Here is a 17,934-nt window from a genome sequence, read left to right as displayed (position 1 = left end):
ATCCAGGCTCCGGACCAAGATTTCCACGTATCGAACGCGCGGGCCTCAGCCGGCCCGCCTCCGCTGTTCCGCCTCCATGCCGGAGCAACGAGCGGTCGCTCGAAGGTCTTGCGGACCTTCCGACACTGCGTGTGCGATGCGCCCATGAACCCAACGGCCGGCACGACATCCGCAACTGGAGAACAAATGGCTTCGACTTCTGCTGATACCTATAGCCCGTCGCGCGACGATTTCGCCGCGATGCTCGACGAGTCCTTCGCAGGTGGCAACCTGCAGGAGAGCTCCGTCGTCAAGGGCAAGGTGGTTGCAATTGAAAAAGACATGGCCGTCATCGACGTCGGCCTGAAGACCGAGGGCCGCGTTGCCCTGCGTGAATTTTCCGGCCCCGGCCGTGAGAGCGAGATCAAGGTCGGCGACGAGGTCGAAGTGTTCCTCGATCGCATCGAGAACGCCCTCGGCGAAGCCGTGCTGTCGCGCGACAAGGCGCGCCGCGAGGAGAGCTGGGGCAAGCTCGAGAAGGCCTTCCAGAACAACGAGAAGGTCAACGGCGTCATCTTCAACCAGGTCAAGGGCGGCTTCACCGTCGACCTCGACGGTGCCGTGGCCTTCCTGCCGCGCTCGCAGGTCGACATCCGTCCGATCCGCGACGTTGCGCCGCTGATGAACAACTCGCAGCCGTTCCAGATCCTCAAGATGGATCGCCGCCGCGGCAACATCGTCGTCTCCCGCCGCACGGTGCTGGAAGAGACCCGCGCCGAGCAGCGTCAGGAGCTGGTGCAGAACCTCGAAGAGGGTCAGGTCATCGACGGCGTGGTCAAGAACATCACCGATTACGGTGCGTTCGTTGATCTCGGCGGTATCGACGGTCTGCTGCACGTCACCGACATCGCGTGGCGCCGCGTCAACCACCCGACCGAGGTGCTCTCGATCGGCCAGACCGTGAAGGTCAAGATCATCAAGATCAACCACGAGACGCACCGCATCTCGCTGGGCATGAAGCAGCTGCTGGACGATCCGTGGCAGGGCATCGAAGCCAAGTACCCGCTGGGTGCCCGCTTCACCGGCCGCGTCACCAACATCACCGACTACGGTGCGTTCGTCGAGCTCGAGCCGGGCATCGAAGGCCTGATCCACGTCTCCGAGATGTCGTGGACCAAGAAGAACATGCACCCCGGCAAGATCGTTTCGACCTCGCAGGAAGTCGAAGTGCAGGTGCTGGAAGTCGATTCCGCCAAGCGCCGCATCTCGCTCGGCCTCAAGCAGACCATGCGCAACCCGTGGGAGGTCTTCGTCGAAGGTCACCCGACCGGTTCGGTGGTCGAGGGCGAGGTCAAGAACAAGACCGAGTTCGGTCTGTTCCTGGGCCTCGAGGGCGACGTCGACGGCATGGTCCATCTCTCCGACCTCGACTGGAAGCTTCCGGGCGAGCAGGTGATCGACAACTACAAGAAGGGCGACGTGGTGAAAGCCGTGGTGCTCGATGTGGACGTCGAGAAGGAGCGTATCTCGCTCGGCATCAAGCAGCTCGAAGGCGACCCCTTCGCCGAGCCGGGCGATGTCAAGAAGGGCGCGGTCGTGACCTGCGAAGTGCTCGAAGTGAAGGAAAGCGGCATCGAGGTGAAGATCACCGGTACCGACTTCTCGACCTTCATCAAGCGTTCGGAGCTCGCCCGTGACCGCAACGACCAGCGCGCCGAGCGCTTCGCCGTCGGCGAGAAGGTCGATGCCCGCGTGATCCAGTTCGACAAGAAGGCCCGCAAGGTCCAGGTGTCGATCAAGGCGCTCGAAGTCGCCGAAGAGAAGGAAGCCATCGCGCAGTACGGCTCCTCCGATTCGGGGGCGACGCTCGGTGACATTCTCGGCACCGCGCTCAAGAACCGCGACAAGTAAGCGAAACGCCTGTTTCGCAACCATCAAAGCCCCGGCGCGAGCCGGGGCTTTTTTGTTGAGGCAGCATACTCAACCGTCGTCCCGGGGCGCGCGACTTGTCCGCCGTAGCTCGAAGAGCGAAGGCGGAAGCGCGAGCCCGGGACCCATAACCACAGGATCGAGTTTGGCGAAGACTCGTGGTTGCCAACTCGCGCGACAACTTCTCCCTGGGGGTATGGGTCCCCGCGCCCGTGCGCAATTGCGCACTAGGCGGGGATGACATCTGAGTGCTTGGCTACCATCCGGGCTACGCCAGCCTTGTTTTCTTCAAATTACGCCGCAATTGATGTATCCAGATAAGCCAATGGTCACGCTGTGACGGCACAACGCGCCCAGCCTTTCATTTGGAGATATTCCGATGTCGCTCGATTCGGACATCATCGTCGATCGCCGCAGGATTCGTCGCAAGCTGACGTTCTGGCGCGTGATGGCTGCGCTGATCGCGATCGCGGCGATTGCGGGCTTCGCGCTGATCGCAACACCCGGTGCGCGCGGCACGTTCGCATCCGCCGGCTCGATCGCGCGGGTCCAGATCGATGGCCTGATCCGCAGCGACTCCGATCGCACCCAGGCGCTGGAGCGACTGGAGAATTCGCAGGCCGCCGCCGTCATCATTCACATCAACTCGCCGGGTGGCACCACCGCCGGCTCCGAGCAGCTTTATGACTCGCTTGTACGGCTGAAGGCGAAGAAGCCGCTCGTCGTCGTGGTCGAAGGCCTCGCCGCGTCCGGCGGTTACATTACCGCGATCGCGAGCGACCACATCATTGCCCAGCAGAGCTCGCTGGTCGGTTCGATCGGCGTGCTGTTCCAGTTTCCCAACGTCACGGAGCTGCTGAAGACCGTCGGTGTGAAGGTCGAGGAGGTGAAATCCTCGCCGCTGAAGGCCGCACCGAACGGTTTTGAGCCGACCAGCCCCGAGGCGCGCGCCGCGCTCGATGCGCTGGTGAAGGATTCCTATGCCTGGTTCAAGGGATTGGTGAAGGAGCGGCGTGGCATGGATGACACGCAGCTCGAAAAAGTCGCCGATGGCCGCGTTTTCACCGGACGCCAGGCGATCGATCTCAAGCTGATCGATCAGCTCGGCGACGAGAAGACCGCCGTGACCTGGCTGGTCGAGCAGAAGGGCGTCAAGAAGGGCCTCACCGTCCGCGATTACAAGCTGCAGCCCCGCTTTGGCGATCTGCCGTTCCTCAAGACGGCGGCTGTCGTCACGCTGGAAGCGCTTGGTTTAGGCTCGATTGCGCATCAGATCGGACAAACCGGCGTCGCGCAGGCCGTCGATCGGCTTGGAATGGATGGAATGCTGGCCCTGTGGCAGCCGGCTGCGTCAAATTGATGGAACCGGGCGAGCTTCAGAGGCTTTTCCCGTCTGGCGGGTGGCGGGGCAGCCCGCTTTTTCGGCATTTGTCACGCAATTTCCCGACGCCCAACCTTCATTTAGCGTCTTGACAGATCACAGTATTTTCACGGAAATGGTCATCCGCACGCTTCCGGGTCCTATCTCTCGATGATCAAATCCGAACTTGTTCAGCGTATCGCCGAGCACAACCCGCATCTGTACCAGCGGGATGTCGAGAACATTGTGAATGCGATTCTCGAAGAGATCGTAGCGGCTCTCGCGCGCGGTGATCGCGTCGAGTTGCGCGGCTTCGGTGCCTTCTCGGTCAAGCATCGCCCTGCGCGCGCAGGACGCAATCCGCGCACCGGCGCCCATGTACCAGTCGATCAGAAGAGCGTTCCGTTCTTCAAGACCGGCAAGGAAATGCGCGAACGGCTGAACCGCGACCATCCGGATCCAGGCGCGCCAGACTGAGACCGGCGTCAGGGTTTTCCGCGGTCGCGAGCGATGCGGCCGGAAGCTTGATTCAAGGCGAGCGAAGCGAGATGCGAAAGTTCCTGACCGCGCTGATCGTGATTCCGTTGGGCTTGATCCTGGTGACCTTCGCCGTCGCCAACCGGCATTTCGTCACGGTCTCTTTCGACCCCTTCATTACGAACGACCCGTCATTCTCGGTGACGTTGCCGCTGTTCCTGCTCCTCATCCTGGTGGCGGCCCTCGGGGTCCTCGCGGGCGGCTGCGCGGTCTGGCTCGGCCAGCGGCGCTGGCGCCGCGCGGCGCGCCGGAATGATGCGGAGGCACGGGCTGCCAGGACCGAATTGGCCGATCTGCGGGCCCAGGCGGCCGCAGCGAAGCCCCAGCCCCAGCGCCTCCCCGTTCCCTCCGGGGTTGGCCTTTACGGGCCCATCGGGCGAGACAAGCAGCGCGCGACGTTGTAGAAGCGGCCGCAACCGAAAACCCGGTTTTCCGGCCGCAGACCCGCGGCCTTCACCTGCTTCGAGACCATGTCCCTGCTCGTCAAAATCTGCGGCCTGTCCACGCGCGAGACGCTCGAAACAGCGCTCGACGCCGGCGCCGACATGGTGGGGTTCGTGTTCTTTCCGCCGTCGCCGCGGCACGTCTCTCTGGAGCTTGGCCGCGACCTCGGCCGCCAGGTGAAGCGGCGCGCGCTCAAGGTCGCGCTCACGGTCGATGCCGACGACGCCACGCTCGACAACATCATGGACGCGCTGTCGCCGGATATCCTTCAGCTCCACGGCAAGGAGAGCGTCGCGCGCCTGCGCGACATCAAGCAGCGGTTCGGCCGTCCGGTGATGAAAGCGGTGCCGGTCGCGACCGCCGCCGATCTCGCCGTGCTGCCTGGCTACGCAGAGGTTGCCGATCGCATCCTGTTCGACGCGCGGGCGCCAAAAGATGCGACACGTCCCGGCGGCCTCGGCGCGGCCTTCGATTGGCATCTGCTCGAAAACCTGGAACTCAAGCTGCCGTATATGGTCTCGGGCGGACTTGATGCCCACAACGTCGCCGAGGCCCTTCGGGTCACGCGCGCCGGCGGCGTCGACGTCTCCTCCGGTGTCGAGAGCGCCTCCGGCGTCAAGGATCCCGAGATGATCAAGGCCTTCATTCGCGCCGCGCGCGCCACCCAAGATGCAAGTCAAGAGTTGAGCGTTCGATGAACATCGCCAAACCAAACTCCTACCGCAGCGGTCCCGACGAGCGCGGGCACTTCGGCATTTTCGGCGGCCGCTTCGTCGCCGAAACCCTGATGCCGCTGATCCTGGATCTGGAAAAGGCCTACACCGCGGCCAAGGCCGATCCGGCGTTCCAGGCCGAGATGAACGGCTATCTCAAGAACTATGTCGGCCGGCCTTCGCCGCTCTATTTCGCCGAGCGCCTCACCGAGCATCTTGGCGGCGCCAAGATCTATCTTAAGCGCGAAGAGCTCAACCACACCGGCTCGCACAAGGTCAACAACGTGCTCGGCCAGATCATGCTGGCACGGCGCATGGGCAAGAAGCGCATCATCGCCGAGACCGGCGCCGGTCAGCATGGCGTTGCCACCGCGACGCTGTGCGCGCGTTTCGGCCTCGAATGCGTGGTCTATATGGGCGCCGTCGACGTCGAACGGCAGCAGCCCAACGTCATCCGCATGGAGATGCTGGGCGCAACGGTGGTCCCGGTGCAGTCGGGCACGCGCACGCTGAAGGACGCCATGAACGAGGCGTTGCGCGACTGGGTCACCAACGTGCACAACACGTTCTATTGCATCGGCACGGTGGCGGGCCCGCATCCCTATCCGACGCTGGTGCGCGACTTCCAGTCGATCATCGGCAACGAGACCAAGACGCAGATGCAGGAGGTCGAGGGACGCCTGCCGGATTCGCTGGTCGCCTGCATCGGCGGCGGCTCGAACGCGATGGGCCTGTTTCATCCGTTCCTCGACGATCCCTCCGTCGAAATTTTTGGCGTCGAAGCCGCCGGCCATGGGCTCACGCAACTGCATGCGGCCTCGATCGCGGGCGGCCGTCCCGGCGTGCTGCACGGCAACCGCACTTATCTCTTGATGGATGCGGACGGCCAGATCCAGGACGCGCATTCGATCTCCGCCGGCCTCGACTATCCCGGCATCGGTCCCGAGCATTCCTGGCTGCACGAGATCGGCCGCGTCAACTATCTCTCCGCGACCGATGACGAGGCGCTCGCAGCATTCCAATTGCTGTCGCGGCTGGAAGGCATCATCCCCGCGCTCGAGCCCGCGCATGCCATCGCCAAAGTGATGGAGCTCGCGCCGAAGCGGCCGAGAGATCACCTGATGGTCGTCAATCTCTCCGGTCGCGGCGACAAGGACGTCCCGCAGGTCGGCGACATCCTGAGGGGCAAGAGCAAGTGACCACGCGTATCGACACCCGTTTCGCCGAGCTGAAGAAGCAAGGCCGCTCGGCCTTTGTCACCTATGTGATGGCCGGCGATCCCGATCTCTCGACGTCGCTCGATATCGTCAAGGCGCTGCCCAAGGCAGGCGCCGACGTCATCGAACTCGGCATTCCCTTCACCGATCCGATGGCCGATGGTCCCTCGATTCAGGCGGCAGGTCTGCGCGCGCTCAAAAACGGCATGACCTTGAAGAAGACGCTGGAACTGGTGCGCGACTTCCGCAAGGACGACAACGTCACGCCGCTGGTGCTGATGGGCTATTACAATCCGATCTACATTTACGGTGTCGACAAGTTTTTGGCCGATGCCAAGACGGCCGGCGTTGACGGCCTGATCATCGTCGATTTGCCGCCGGAGGAAGACGACGAGCTCTGCATTCCCGCGCTGAAGGCGGGCCTGAACTTCATTCGCCTCGCGACCCCGACCACCGACGACAAGCGCCTGCCCGCGGTACTCGCGAACACATCAGGCTTTGTCTATTACGTCTCTATCGCCGGCATCACCGGTGCAGCGGCGGCGGACGCGAATGCCGTTGGTGAAGCTGTCGCGCGCATCAAGCGGCATACCAAGCTGCCGATCTGCGTTGGTTTTGGCATCCGCACGCCGGAGGCGGCGCGCGCCATTGCCGAGAAGGCCGATGGTTCGGTGGTTGGCACCGCGCTGGTCGACGCGCTCAAGAACAGCCTCGACGCCGAGGGCCGGGCGACCGCCAAAACCGTTAACGCGGTGGCCGAGCTGACCGCGGCCCTGGCCCAGGGCGTCAAGGGCGCGAAACAGGCGGCCGAATAGGCCATAATTCCGCTTCTGGGGCGGGCGAACACGGCAGCTTGCCGGGCAGAGGCCCGGCCGCCATATATCCTTCAGGCAGCCCTTTCGCGGGGCTCGCACATCGGAGCAAACCATGAACTGGCTTACCAATGTGGTCCGGCCGAAGATCCGCAACATGCTGCGGCGGGAGACGCCGGAGAATCTGTGGATCAAGTGCCCGGATTCCGGACAGCTCGTGTTCTACAAGGACGTCGAGGCCAACCAGTTCGTCATCCCCGGCTCGAACTACCACATGCGCATGGGCGCGGTGGCGCGTCTGAAGTCGATCTTCGACAACGAGACCTGGTACGACGTCGCGCTGCCCGACGTCACGCCCGATCCGCTCAAGTTCCGTGACGAGAAGAAATACGTCGACCGCATCAAGGATGCCCGCGCGCGCACCAATCTGAACGACGCGATCAAGGTCGGCTATGGCAAGCTCGAAGGCGCCGCCGTCGTCGTCGCTGTGCAGGATTTCGATTTCATGGGCGGCTCGCTCGGCATGGCCGCGGGTGAAGCCATCGTGCGCGGGCTGGAGCTCGCGGTCGAGAAGAAGTCGCCGTTCATCGTGTTCGCCGCGAGCGGCGGCGCGCGCATGCAGGAAGGCATCCTGTCGCTGATGCAGATGCCGCGCACCACGGTCGCGGTGCAGATGCTGCGCGAGGCGAAACAGCCCTACATCGTCGTGCTGACCAATCCGACCACCGGCGGCGTCACCGCGTCCTACGCGATGCTGGGTGACGTGCAGATCGCCGAGCCCGGCGCGCTGATCGGTTTCGCCGGCGCGCGCGTGATCGAGCAGACCATCCGCGAGAAATTGCCGGAAGGCTTCCAGCGTGCCGAATATCTGAAGGATCACGGCATGGTCGACATGGTCGTGCATCGTCACGAACTGCGCCCGACCCTGGCGCGGCTCTGCCGCCTGCTGACCAAGGCGCCGGCGCAGGAAGGCGCATCGAAATCCGTGCAGCCGGTGGTCAGTCCGGCGCAGATCGTCTCGGCCGCCGAGACGGCGCCGGCCGCGCCGCACGCGTGAACGCGTCCTCTGACAGCGCAAAGCCGCCGCTCGGTGAATTGATCGGGCGGCTGTCGGCCCTGCATCAGAAGCGCATCGATCTCGGGCTGGAGCGGATGCACCGCCTGCTCGAGCGGCTCGACCACCCCGAACGCAAGCTGCCGCCGGTGATCCACATCGCCGGCACCAACGGCAAGGGTTCGACGCTCGCTTATCTGCGCGCGACGCTGGAGGCCGCCGGCCTGCGCGTCCACGCCTACACCTCGCCCTATCTCGTCCGCATCAACGAATGCTTCCGGCTCGGCCGCGTCGGCGGCGGAGTGCTGGTCGGCGACGATGAATTGCGCGCGGCTCTGGAAGAGGTCGAGCGGGTCAATGCCGGCGAAGCCGCGACCGTGTTCGAGCTGAAGACCGCGGCTGCCTTCCATCTGTTCGCGCAGAACCCTGCCGATGTCGTGCTGCTCGAGGTCGGCCTCGGCGGTCGGCTCGATTCGACCAATGTGGTCGACACACCGGCAGCCTGCGTGATTACGCCCATCAGCATGGACCACATGGATTTCCTCGGCGATACGCTGACCTCCATCGCCGGCGAGAAGGCGGCGATCATCAAGCGCGGCGTGCCCGTGATTTGCGCCGAGCAGACGGGCGAGGCGATGGCCGTGATCGAGGCGCAGGCGAGGCACATGCGCGCGCCGCTGTTCGCCGCGAACGAAAGCTGGCACGTCAATGTCGAGCATGGACGCCTGGTCTATTCCGACGATCGCGGCCTGATGGATCTGGCGGCGCCGCGCCTGTTCGGCCGCCACCAGTTCGACAATGCGGGCCTTGCGATCGCGACGCTGCGCGCGATCCCGAGTTTCAAGGTCAACCACGCGGCGTTCGAGGCGGGCATCGTTGGCGCCGAATGGCCGGCGCGGATGCAGCGCATCACCTCGGGCGAGCTGCTTGCGCTCGGACCGCAGGGCTCGGAGATCTGGCTCGACGGTGGCCACAACGCCGAAGGCGGGCGCGTCGCGGCGGCTGCGCTCGGCGATCTCGAAGAGCGGGTCTCGCGTCCGCTGGTCGTGATCGCGGGCATGATGGCCAACAAGGACGCGCAAGGTTTTCTCGCCAATTTCGCTGGCCTGACCCGTCACATCATCGCGGTGCCGATCCCCGATACCGAAAATGCGATGCCGGTCGATCGCCTCGCGGATGCCGCGCGCAGCCTCGGCATGCGCGTCGAGACCGCGCCCGGCATCGAAGCCGCGCTGCGCGGCTTGGCGAAGCTCGCCTACGAGGTGCCACCGCGCATCCTGATCACCGGCTCGCTTTATCTTGCCGGCCACGTGCTGGGCATCAACGGCACGCCTCCTGCATAGTCTCTTGTCCCGGACGCGCTGCAACGCGTAAGCGTTGCTGCACAGAGCCGGGACCCAGAGGCCACATGGGCCCTGGCTCTGCAGCGCACCGCACTCGACGATGCTTCGCATCGCGAGGGAAGCGCTGCGCTGCGTCCGGGGCACGAGAGTGATGAGAATGCCAATGCGTTTTGCCGCGATTGCCGACGTCCACGGAAACCATCTCGCGCTGGAGGCGGTGCTTGCCGACATCCGCGCGCAGGGCATCGCCGACATCGTCAATCTCGGCGACATGCTGAGCGGCCCGCTCGATGCGCGCCGGACCATCGAGATCCTGATGCAGTTCGACGCCGTGCACGTGCTCGGCAATCACGACCGCTATCTGCTCGACCGGCCGCCGGAAAAGATGGGCTCGTGGGACCGTCCCGCATACGAAGCGCTCAACGCCGCCCAGCTCGACTGGCTGCGCGCGCAGCCGATGACGCGGGTGTTTCGCGACAAGGTTTTCCTCTGCCACGCGACGCCTGATGACGACGAAGTCTATTGGCTCGATACCGTGCATCCCGACGGCACCGTTGCGCTATCGCCGCTCGACCGCATCGAGCAGTTCGCGCAAGGCATCACCCAATCGCTGATCCTCTGCGCCCACACCCATCTCGCCCGCGCGGTGCGGCTGCGCGACGGCCGGCTGATCGTCAATCCCGGCAGCGTCGGCAGCCCCGGCTATCGCGACGTGCATCCATTCCCGCATGTCGTCGAAGCCGGTACGCCGCACGCGCGCTACGCGATCCTCGAGCTTGTCGGGAGTGCATGGCAGGCGACGTTCCGGCACGTCGCATATGACCATGAGGCGATGGCCGCGCTCGCACGCCACAATGGCCAGCCGGAGCTGGCGAATGCATTGGCGACGGGGTGGATCGGATAGAGGCGCTTCGTCCCGGTTGCCTCGACTCCTCAATAAGCGCGCTTATGATGAGCGTACATATTAAAGAGGGCAGCGTGCGATGAACGACGACAATGTCTGGCGGGGCGAATACGCGGTCGAGACATCGGCAGCCCCGGAGACGGTCTGGAGCATCTTCCGCGATGTGCCCGGTTGGAAAACCTGGAACGCAGGTATCGAGCAGATCGACATTGACGGGCCATTTGCGGCCGGGACCTGGTTCACGATGAAGCCTCCCGGCGAGGAGGCGCTGCGCTCGCACCTGATCGAGGTCCGCGAGAACGCGTGCTTCATCGACGAAACGCGGGTCGGCGATCTCGTCATCAAGGTCGCCCATCGCATCGAAGCCCTTGGGGCAGGGCGCACGCGGATCGTTTACGCCGTCGACGCGCGAGGGCCGCAAGCGTCCGAGATCGGTCCGTCCGTCGCGTCGGACTTTCCCGATGTTCTCGCCAGTCTCGCCAAACTCGCCGAAACGAGATCGGCATGATTGCCGTCGAGCAAAAATAAAACGGCCGGCATGTTGCCGGCCGTTGAAGAATTCTCAGTTACACGCGAAGCGGATCAGACCGCGGAGGTGATCCACTGCTGAAGCTTTGCCTTCGGCGCGGCGCCGACCTGGCGGGAGGCCATCTCGCCGCCCTTGAAGATCATCAGCGTCGGGATCGACATCACGCCGTATTTCGACGCGGTCTTCGGGCTCTCGTCGACGTTGAGCTTCACGATCTTGACCTTGTCGCCCATCGCGCCGGCGATCTCGTCGAGCGCGGGTGCGATCATGCGGCAGGGGCCGCACCATTCGGCCCAGAAATCGACGACCACGGGGCCGTTCGCCTTGAGCACTTCGGCTTCGAAATCGGCGTCGGAAACCTTGCTAACGGCCATTGGAGTACCTCACTCGGTTGAAAGAATCGGCGCGGATGGGAATCGCGCTTGGGATCATGGCGTCAACCTATGAACGGCCCCTTGCCGGGTCAAGGACGCTCACGCCGACATGAAGGGATGCCAGCGCCGCGTCCAGCGCGGGGGCTGAAATCTCCATATATTCAAGGGCCTCGGTCCAGAGCAGGACGGCCCTGATCGGCTTTTGGAGATAAAGCCGCGCCAGCACCGCCCGGTACAGCGCAAGCTGCCGGACATAGGCGGCAGGCGCCTCCGCGGCGCTTTTGGGCGCCGCCTGGTTGGTCTTGAAATCGACGATCAGAACCTCATCCGGACGAACGACCAGCCGGTCAATCTGCCCCGACACCAGCGCTGGCGGCCGCCCCGGCCGGTCCAATCGGCCGACGATCGAGACCTCGGCACGGCTGCCGGCGGCAAACACCGGGGCAAAGCGCGGTTCGGCGATCAGGGCGAGAACCTTGTCGGCCAGCGCGGTCCGGTCGGCCTCCGTCCAGTCGGGTGCATTGCGCGCCATGAAGCCAAGCGCGGCGTCGCGCCGGCGCTCGGGGGCGATGTCGGGGAGGGATTGCAGCAGCCGGTGCACCAGCGTGCCGCGCTGCAGCGCCACCGCGCGCGACTGCACCGATTCGCCTGACCGCACGCTACGGCCGTCCTCGGCCGACTGGCCGGAGGGGCGCACGGGATCGTCATCGACGCTCTCGTGCGGTAACGGCGTCCGCAGCCAGTCTGGCAATGCGATCGATTGGTCCACCGCCATCGCAGGCGTGCCCAGCGCCGCGACATCCGCCGGCCGGGCGAATCGGGTCACCTTGCCGAGCGGCGTCTCGATCGTCTGCTTGTCCAGGCCCGAGCCGGTGAGCCCGGTGTCGATGAGGTCGTACCAGCTCAGCTTGCGCACCGTCTTCATGTTGCCGGGCATGCAGCCGCCGACGATCAGCCGATCGGCCGCGCGCGTCATCGCGACATAGAGCAGGCGGCGATACTCGTCCTCGGTCTCCTCGATCATCGCCTTGCGTGCGTCGGCGACGGGCTTGGGATCATCGGCCTTGCGCCCGGCCCAGACCACGACCTCGCCGCCATTGCCGCGCGGCACGTGGATCAGCCGGACCCGCTGCGAATCCGCGGGCGATGATGTCGTGTCGACCATGAACACGACGGAGGCTTCGAGGCCCTTGGCGCCGTGCACCGTCATAACCCGCACCTCGTCGCGCGAGATCTCCATGTCGCGCTTCACCTCGGTGTCGGCCGAGCGCAGCCAGGCCATGAAACCCTGCAGGGAGGCCGGTGCCTTGCGCTCGTAATTCAGCGCCAGCTCCAGGAACTCGTCGAGCGCGTCGTTGGCCTCATGGCCGAGCCTGCGCAGGATGCGCGCTCGTCCGCCGTCGCCGCCGAGCAGCCAGGCATAGAACGCGAACGGAGTCTCGTCGCGCGACCGCGCCTCGCAGGTCTCAAGCCGCCGCAGTGCCGTCGCGAACGTCTCGCTTGTGGCCGCATGTTCGCCAAGCGCGCGGCGCAGCGAGCCCTTGCGGCCCCAGGCGAGCTGAAACAGGTCGTCGTCATCGAGCCCGAACAGAGGGCTCTTCAGCGCAACCGCGAGCGCGAGATCGTCCTGCGGCAGCAGCAGCGCGTCCGCAAGATTCATCAAGTCGATGATCGCGATGTGCTCGGTCAGCTTCAGCCGGTCGGCGCCGGCGACCGGAACGTTGGCGTGCTTCAGCGCCTGGATCACAGCGTCGAAGGCATTGCCGCGCCGGCGCACCAGGATCAGCGTGTCGCCGTAACGTAAGGGGCGGCGCTCGCCTTCGTGTCCCGTCAGCGTGCCGCTCTCGACCAGTTGCTTGATCTCGGTCTGGATGCGGCGGGCGAGCTTCACCTCGGGGCTGGTGGCGGCGACGCCATCGAACGGCGCGCGCCAGCCCTCGATCTCCTGCCTGTCATCGGGCTCGGCGAGATCCCACAGCTCGATCACGCTCGGGCCCGCATCGGCGAGCGCATTGTGCAGGGGATGGCCGATCTCGACCGAATGGATGCTCTTGTAGATCTGGGGCTCGCGGAAGACGTGGTCGACCGAGTGCAGGATCGCCGCGCCCGAGCGGAACGAATAGGTGAAGGCGACCGGATCGAATTTCAGCCCGGCGGCGGTGAACTTGCGGTGCAGTTCGCGCCGGCGTGCGTCGAATTCTCGGGGCTGGGCGCCCTGAAAGGAGAAGATCGACTGCTTCTCGTCGCCGACGGCAAAGACGGTGCGGTTCAACCCTTCGCGCGCGCCTTCGCCCGCGGTGAACTCGGAAATGATGTGCGCGACGATGTCCCACTGCCGCGGGCTCGTGTCCTGGGCTTCGTCGATCAGGACGTGATCGACGCCGCGGTCGAGCTTGTAATGCACCCAGCCCGAGGAGACGCGGTTCAGCATCGCCAGCGTCTTGTCGATGAGGTCGTCGTAGTCGAGCAGCCCGCGCTCCTGCTTCTCGCGGCGGTAGTTTGCGGCGGCCGCGGTCGCGATGTGCAGCAGGGCCGCGGTGCGGTCGCGCATGGTCACAGCGCGGCGCTTCTCGATCAATCCGCCAAGGCGCTGCACCTCGTTCTCGAACAGCCGGGCGACGGATGGGTTGTGATCGCCAAACTTCTTGGTCAGCACCGCCTTACGCGGCAGTTTTTCGTCGGTGAGGAAGACGCCGAGATAGGCATCGACCTGTGCAGCGCCGGAAAACACCTTGGCCTCGCGGAAACGAGCGGCCTGGCTCTTGTCGGAAGAGGTGCCGTCTTCCAGCGCGAAGGCGATGTCGTCCCAGCGCGACCGCGGCAGGAACGGGCCGTCGAGAATCTCCGTTTCGACGTCCTCGATGCGATCGCTCGCATCAACGCCCAGGACCGACGCCATTTGCGCGGCGGCAGCCTCTGCGTTGCCGGCCTCGTCGGTCCAGGCCATGAAATGGTCGCGGCTGAGACAGGCCTCGCGCACGACTTCCTTGAAGGTGACGTCGGCCGCACTCGCCATCGCGGTGAGCAGCGCGCGGCCGGTGACGGTCTCCGGATCGCGTGCGGCCTCCAGCAGCACCTTCAGATTGGCGCGCTCCATCATGTCGGTCTGGTCGCGCTCGTCGATCACGGCGAAGCGTGCCGGTACGTTGGCCTCGAATGGAAATTGCTGGAGCAAGCGGGTGCACAGCGCGTGGATGGTCTGCACCTTCAATCCGCCCGGCGTCTCCAGCGCGCAGGCGAACAGCTTTCGTGCTTCGCGGCGCAGTTTTCGATCGGGATGTGGGATGCCGACCGCCTTAATCGCCGCGTCGAGTGCGTTGTCGTCCAGCGTGACCCAATGGCCAAGCGTCGTGAACACGCGCTCGGCCATGTTGGCGGCGGCGGCCTTGGTGAAGGTGATGCAGAGGATCTTTTCCGGCGGCACACCCGACAGCAGCAGGCGGATCACCCGCTGCACCAGCACATGGGTCTTGCCCGAGCCGGCATTGGCCGACACGAACGCCGACGCAGTCGGATCGGACGCGCGCGCCTGCCGCGCACGCACCTCGTCGGGAATGGGACGCGGCAGCTTCACCATTCCTCGATCCCCAAACCGCCGGCCGCGGACCATTCCTTGATGCGGGCGAGGTCGTCATAGGTGCCGTAGCGGTTGGTCCACATCGGCAGGTTCAGCGAGGTGTACGCCTGATTCTCGTCCTCGAAGGCGCGGATCAGCGCCTCGAGCTTGGCCCGTGCTTCGGCGGCGGCCGTATCCGGCGGCTGCGGCTCGTCGCCCTGCCTATACTTGAGCTCGAGGATGCGCTCCTCGCCGGGTGGATTGTTGCCGCTCAGGCGCACATAGACGAGCTGGCTGACGGACGAACCCGCGTCGATGTCAGGGAATCCGCCCTCGCGCAGGATCGCCGCTTCCAGCGTGAGCTGCGGCGACAGGCCCATGCGGACCTGCTTGCCGGTCGGCGGCTGCCCGGTCTTGTAGTCGAGGATGGCATAGCTGCCGCCCTGGCGCCGCTCGATGCGGTCGGCGCGGGCGGAGAGCTGGAAGCTGCGGTCGTGGTCGAGCCGGATCGAGATCTCGCCACGCGTCTCCGCGGTGATCGACTCGATCGCGTCGCGGCGTGCCGTTTCCCATTCGCCAAACCAGCGCGCGATGCGCTGGAAGCGCGGCCACCACAGTGCCCGCGCCTCGGGACGCTCCATCAGCGGCGCAAAATACTTTTCGCCGATCGCGCGCAGCACGCGCGCGGGATCGTCGGGCAGGCGCGTGGCGTAGCTCTCCGTGAATTCGCCGAGCGCATCGTGGATCGCCGAGCCGCGGTCGGCGGCCGACAGCGGCATGTCGACGGGGTCGAGCGCGTCGAGCCGCAAAATGTGCTTTGCGTAGATCGTGTAGGGATCACGCAGCCAGTCCTCGATCGCGGTGACCGACATCTTCAGCGGTCGCGTCGCGCGCGGCGGCCGCGGTTCGGGCTGCTTGACCGGCCTGACCTCGGCGGGCTGATCGAGCGCGCCCGCGAACTGCACGTATTTCTCGCCGGCGCGAATCGCCGTCTTCCAGAGCTGGTCGCCTGCGACCGCCTCCAGCCGATGCAGGAAGCGCGAGGCAACCGCCGGCGCGCCGCCGGCCTTGGCGGAATGGGTGAGGATCACCTCGTCGCCGCCGAGCAGTTGGGCGAAGTCGTGTGCGGAGAGGCCGATGCGGCGTTCCGGCAGATCGAGGCCAAGCTCGTGCCGCATCGGCCGGCTGAGCCAGGGATCGATGCGCGGCGCCGGCGGCCAGACGCCTTCGATCAGGCCGCCGATGATGATCCGGTCGGCCTGCATCAGGCGCGATTCCAGCGGGCCGTAGATCTGCAGCCGCGCGCCGGGTCTGTCCCGCCGCCGCACGGCCCGGTCGCTGAACGCGGTCTGGAAGACGTCGGCATAGTCAGGCAGCGTCACCATCAACCCGCTGGTGGTGCCGCCGCGCAGGAGGTCGTCGAAAGCGGCTGCGAGCGCCAGGCCCTCGCGCTCCTCGAAAGCGAGCGGGATGCCCTGCTCGTCGCGCGACAGTTCGATCATGATCTCGTGATGCCGGTGCGCGAGCTCGGCGAAGTCGTACGGTCTCGATGACGCGAGACTCTCGATCGGCGCCAACGCTTGTCGCAGGGCATCGATCAGCGCCTGGATGCGATCGAGGTCCTCTGCCTTCAGACGCGCACGTGGCTCCGCGTGGTGGAGCGCAGAGACCTCCTTGCGCCACAGCTTTGCCAGCTCCTCGCGGAAACGATTGAATTCGCGCAGCAGGCCCGCGGTGCCCGCAGGCGGCCGCGTGCCGCGCAGGACTGCAAGCTCGAGGCCCTCGATTGCCGCCTTCCATGCGCCAGGCAGCCGGCCAAGCCGGCACAGCGGATGCTTCAGCATCGCCAGCAGCGGCGGCGGCTCCAATCCCTTGGTCGCAGCCTCGGCCGCGAGGCGCGCAAAGACACCGGCGGATGTTTCCATCAGCACGTCGCCGCCGGAATCGTCGAATGCGAGATCCCATCGCGTCAGCGCGGCCATCACCCGCCGCGCCAGCGCGCGGTCCGGCGTCACCAGCGCCGCCGATTTGTCGAGATGGCGCGCCTCGCGCATCGCAATGGCGATCGCGAGCGCTTCCATTTCAGGATTGGGGGCTTCGACGACCGCAAGGTTTGTCATGCCGCCCGCGATCTTCGCGGCGACGTCAGGCTGCTTCAGCCGGTCGTGCCAGACTTCCGTCTTCGCCGACGGACGCATCGATTCCGATGCGAGCAGATCGCGGCCGCCTTCCGCCGGCGGCTGGAGGATGTCGACGTCGCTGCGCTTGATGCCAAGGCGATCCAGCAGCGCGTGCATGGCATATTGCGGATGGTTCGACGCCGGATGCTCGGCGAACTTGCCGAGCGAATCGCGCACACCGCCGATGCTGCGCCAAGCGTCGTCGTCGAGGTCGGTGTCGAGGCCGGGCAGCACCACGGCACCATGCGGCAGCGATGCGACCGCATGCAGGAATTTTGCGGTGGCCGGCATCGAGCCGGTCGAGCCCGCCGCGATCACGGGGCCATGGGGATGCGCGGTCAGCCGCTTCGCTTCCGCCGCGATCAGGAGGTCGCGCCGCGCCGCGGGCTCGATCCGGTTGATCTCGGCGAGATGGCCGGGCCACGCGATGCGCGCGATGCGCAGGAATTCGAGCGAGTGCTGCCAGTAGCGGTCGAGCATGTCGGGCACCAGGCCGTCGAGCGCGCTCCAGTCGACGCCGCGCGTCACCATGTCGTCGATCAGGCGTGCGAGGTCGCCGGCCAGCGCGAGTGTCGAGGCGGGGCCGCCGACCACCAGCGGGGACAGCACCGGGCCCTTGGCCCAGGCAGCCACGAGCTGCGCCAGCGTCAGCCGCCGTTCCAGCTCGCCAAGCCGTGGCGGAATGTCGAGCGGCGCTCCGCCAGAGAACTGCTCGCCCTCGTCGGCGAAAGCGAGTTCGTCCTCGTCGATGTCGCCGAGCGCGACGATGCGCGGCAGCACCACTGCATCTGCCTTCATCTCCTCGAGAAAGATCTCGCGCACGACGCGCATCGCGCGCCTTGTCGGCAGGTACAGCGTGGCATCCGCAAGCCGCGCCGGCTCCTTGTGCGCCTCGAATCCGTCGACCAACCGGCCGTCGAGCAGGCTCGAGACGACCGTGCGCAGAAACGGAACTGAGATAGGAACGCTGAAAACGCGCATGGGCTGCCTGATTCGGGAATCA

14 protein-coding genes are annotated in these 17,934 nt (G+C 65.8%); 11 read left to right on the top strand and 3 right to left on the bottom strand.

Annotated features, from left to right (window positions below):
- Window positions 1-186 precede the first annotated feature (186 nt).
- The 11 genes from rpsA to IVB46_RS31480 all read left to right on the top strand — a co-directional run bounded on the left by rpsA (window position 187) and on the right by IVB46_RS31480 (window position 10,800).
- Window positions 187-1,890: a 30S ribosomal protein S1 gene (rpsA, locus tag IVB46_RS31530; protein ID WP_247344216.1), complete on the top strand. Its 1,704-nt coding sequence runs from the start codon at window positions 187-189 to the stop codon at window positions 1,888-1,890.
- A 397-nt stretch (window positions 1,891-2,287) separates the two neighbouring features.
- Window positions 2,288-3,268 carry a signal peptide peptidase SppA gene (sppA, locus tag IVB46_RS31525; protein WP_028149797.1) on the top strand — a complete coding sequence of 327 codons (981 nt, stop codon included), beginning with the start codon at window positions 2,288-2,290 and terminating at the stop codon, window positions 3,266-3,268.
- Window positions 3,269-3,439: 171 nt separating this feature from the next.
- Complete coding sequence (locus tag IVB46_RS31520) at window positions 3,440-3,745, top strand: integration host factor subunit beta (protein WP_007598410.1); 306 nt, start codon at window positions 3,440-3,442, stop codon at window positions 3,743-3,745.
- Between the two features lie 71 nt (window positions 3,746-3,816).
- On the top strand, window positions 3,817-4,209 hold the full coding sequence (locus tag IVB46_RS31515) for a lipopolysaccharide assembly protein LapA domain-containing protein (RefSeq protein WP_247306143.1): 393 nt from the start codon (window positions 3,817-3,819) through the stop codon (window positions 4,207-4,209).
- Window positions 4,210-4,275: 66 nt separating this feature from the next.
- A complete protein-coding gene (locus IVB46_RS31510; protein WP_135214039.1) occupies window positions 4,276-4,947 on the top strand; it encodes a phosphoribosylanthranilate isomerase in 672 nt (223 codons plus the stop codon).
- Entirely contained in the window at window positions 4,944-6,161 is a 1,218-nt protein-coding gene (trpB, locus tag IVB46_RS31505; RefSeq protein ID WP_028149800.1) for a tryptophan synthase subunit beta, read from the top strand. Before IVB46_RS31510 ends, trpB begins: the two co-directional genes overlap by 4 nt.
- On the top strand, window positions 6,158-6,994 hold the full coding sequence (trpA, locus tag IVB46_RS31500; RefSeq protein WP_247306123.1) for a tryptophan synthase subunit alpha: 837 nt from the start codon (window positions 6,158-6,160) through the stop codon (window positions 6,992-6,994). The genes trpB and trpA overlap by 4 nt, the downstream gene beginning before the upstream one ends.
- Before the next feature lie 112 nt (window positions 6,995-7,106).
- Complete coding sequence (accD, locus tag IVB46_RS31495) at window positions 7,107-8,048, top strand: acetyl-CoA carboxylase, carboxyltransferase subunit beta (protein WP_028149802.1); 942 nt, start codon at window positions 7,107-7,109, stop codon at window positions 8,046-8,048.
- Window positions 8,045-9,388, top strand: a complete 1,344-nt coding sequence (locus tag IVB46_RS31490) for a folylpolyglutamate synthase/dihydrofolate synthase family protein (RefSeq protein ID WP_247306120.1) — start codon at window positions 8,045-8,047, stop codon at window positions 9,386-9,388. The genes accD and IVB46_RS31490 overlap by 4 nt, the downstream gene beginning before the upstream one ends.
- Before the next feature lie 163 nt (window positions 9,389-9,551).
- Window positions 9,552-10,292 (top strand): metallophosphoesterase family protein, encoded by a 741-nt coding sequence (locus IVB46_RS31485; RefSeq protein WP_247306117.1) that lies wholly within the window; start codon window positions 9,552-9,554, stop codon window positions 10,290-10,292.
- Window positions 10,293-10,371: 79 nt separating this feature from the next.
- A complete protein-coding gene (locus IVB46_RS31480; protein WP_247306115.1) occupies window positions 10,372-10,800 on the top strand; it encodes an SRPBCC family protein in 429 nt (142 codons plus the stop codon).
- A 74-nt stretch (window positions 10,801-10,874) separates the two neighbouring features.
- On the opposite strand, the gene trxA is transcribed toward IVB46_RS31480, so the two are convergent.
- The 3 genes from trxA to addB form a co-directional block, all read right to left on the bottom strand.
- On the bottom strand, window positions 10,875-11,195 hold the full coding sequence (trxA, locus tag IVB46_RS31475) for a thioredoxin (RefSeq protein WP_008540017.1): 321 nt from the start codon (window positions 11,193-11,195) through the stop codon (window positions 10,875-10,877).
- Between the two features lie 67 nt (window positions 11,196-11,262).
- Window positions 11,263-14,772 carry a double-strand break repair helicase AddA gene (addA, locus tag IVB46_RS31470; RefSeq protein ID WP_247306112.1) on the bottom strand — a complete coding sequence of 1,170 codons (3,510 nt, stop codon included), beginning with the start codon at window positions 14,770-14,772 and terminating at the stop codon, window positions 11,263-11,265.
- The gene (gene addB, locus IVB46_RS31465) at window positions 14,766-17,912 is read right to left on the bottom strand and encodes a double-strand break repair protein AddB (RefSeq protein WP_247344214.1); all 3,147 of its coding nucleotides are present in this window, start codon (window positions 17,910-17,912) and stop codon (window positions 14,766-14,768) included. Before addB ends, addA begins: the two co-directional genes overlap by 7 nt.
- Between the last annotated feature and the right edge of the window lie 22 nt (window positions 17,913-17,934).

It is taken from the genome of Bradyrhizobium sp. 61 (assembly GCF_023073075.1).
In the GTDB taxonomy this organism is placed as follows: domain Bacteria; phylum Pseudomonadota; class Alphaproteobacteria; order Rhizobiales; family Xanthobacteraceae; genus Bradyrhizobium; species Bradyrhizobium barranii.
This window is presented reverse-complemented; position numbering and strand designations above follow the sequence as displayed.

Bases quoted from the DNA above. Each gene is read 5' to 3' on its own strand.
- rpsA (WP_247344216.1), top strand. From the start codon at position 187: ATGGCTTCGACTTCTGCTGATACCTATAGCCCGTCGCGCGACGATTTC.
- sppA (WP_028149797.1), top strand. From the start codon at position 2,288: ATGTCGCTCGATTCGGACATCATCGTCGATCGCCGCAGGATTCGTCGC.
- IVB46_RS31520 (WP_007598410.1), top strand. From the start codon at position 3,440: ATGATCAAATCCGAACTTGTTCAGCGTATCGCCGAGCACAACCCGCAT.
- IVB46_RS31515 (WP_247306143.1), top strand. From the start codon at position 3,817: ATGCGAAAGTTCCTGACCGCGCTGATCGTGATTCCGTTGGGCTTGATC.
- IVB46_RS31510 (WP_135214039.1), top strand. From the start codon at position 4,276: ATGTCCCTGCTCGTCAAAATCTGCGGCCTGTCCACGCGCGAGACGCTC.
- trpB (WP_028149800.1), top strand. From the start codon at position 4,944: ATGAACATCGCCAAACCAAACTCCTACCGCAGCGGTCCCGACGAGCGC.
- accD (WP_028149802.1), top strand. From the start codon at position 7,107: ATGAACTGGCTTACCAATGTGGTCCGGCCGAAGATCCGCAACATGCTG.
- IVB46_RS31485 (WP_247306117.1), top strand. From the start codon at position 9,552: ATGCGTTTTGCCGCGATTGCCGACGTCCACGGAAACCATCTCGCGCTG.
- IVB46_RS31480 (WP_247306115.1), top strand. From the start codon at position 10,372: ATGAACGACGACAATGTCTGGCGGGGCGAATACGCGGTCGAGACATCG.
- trxA (WP_008540017.1), bottom strand. From the start codon at position 11,195: ATGGCCGTTAGCAAGGTTTCCGACGCCGATTTCGAAGCCGAAGTGCTC.
- addA (WP_247306112.1), bottom strand. From the start codon at position 14,772: ATGGTGAAGCTGCCGCGTCCCATTCCCGACGAGGTGCGTGCGCGGCAG.
- addB (WP_247344214.1), bottom strand. From the start codon at position 17,912: ATGCGCGTTTTCAGCGTTCCTATCTCAGTTCCGTTTCTGCGCACGGTC.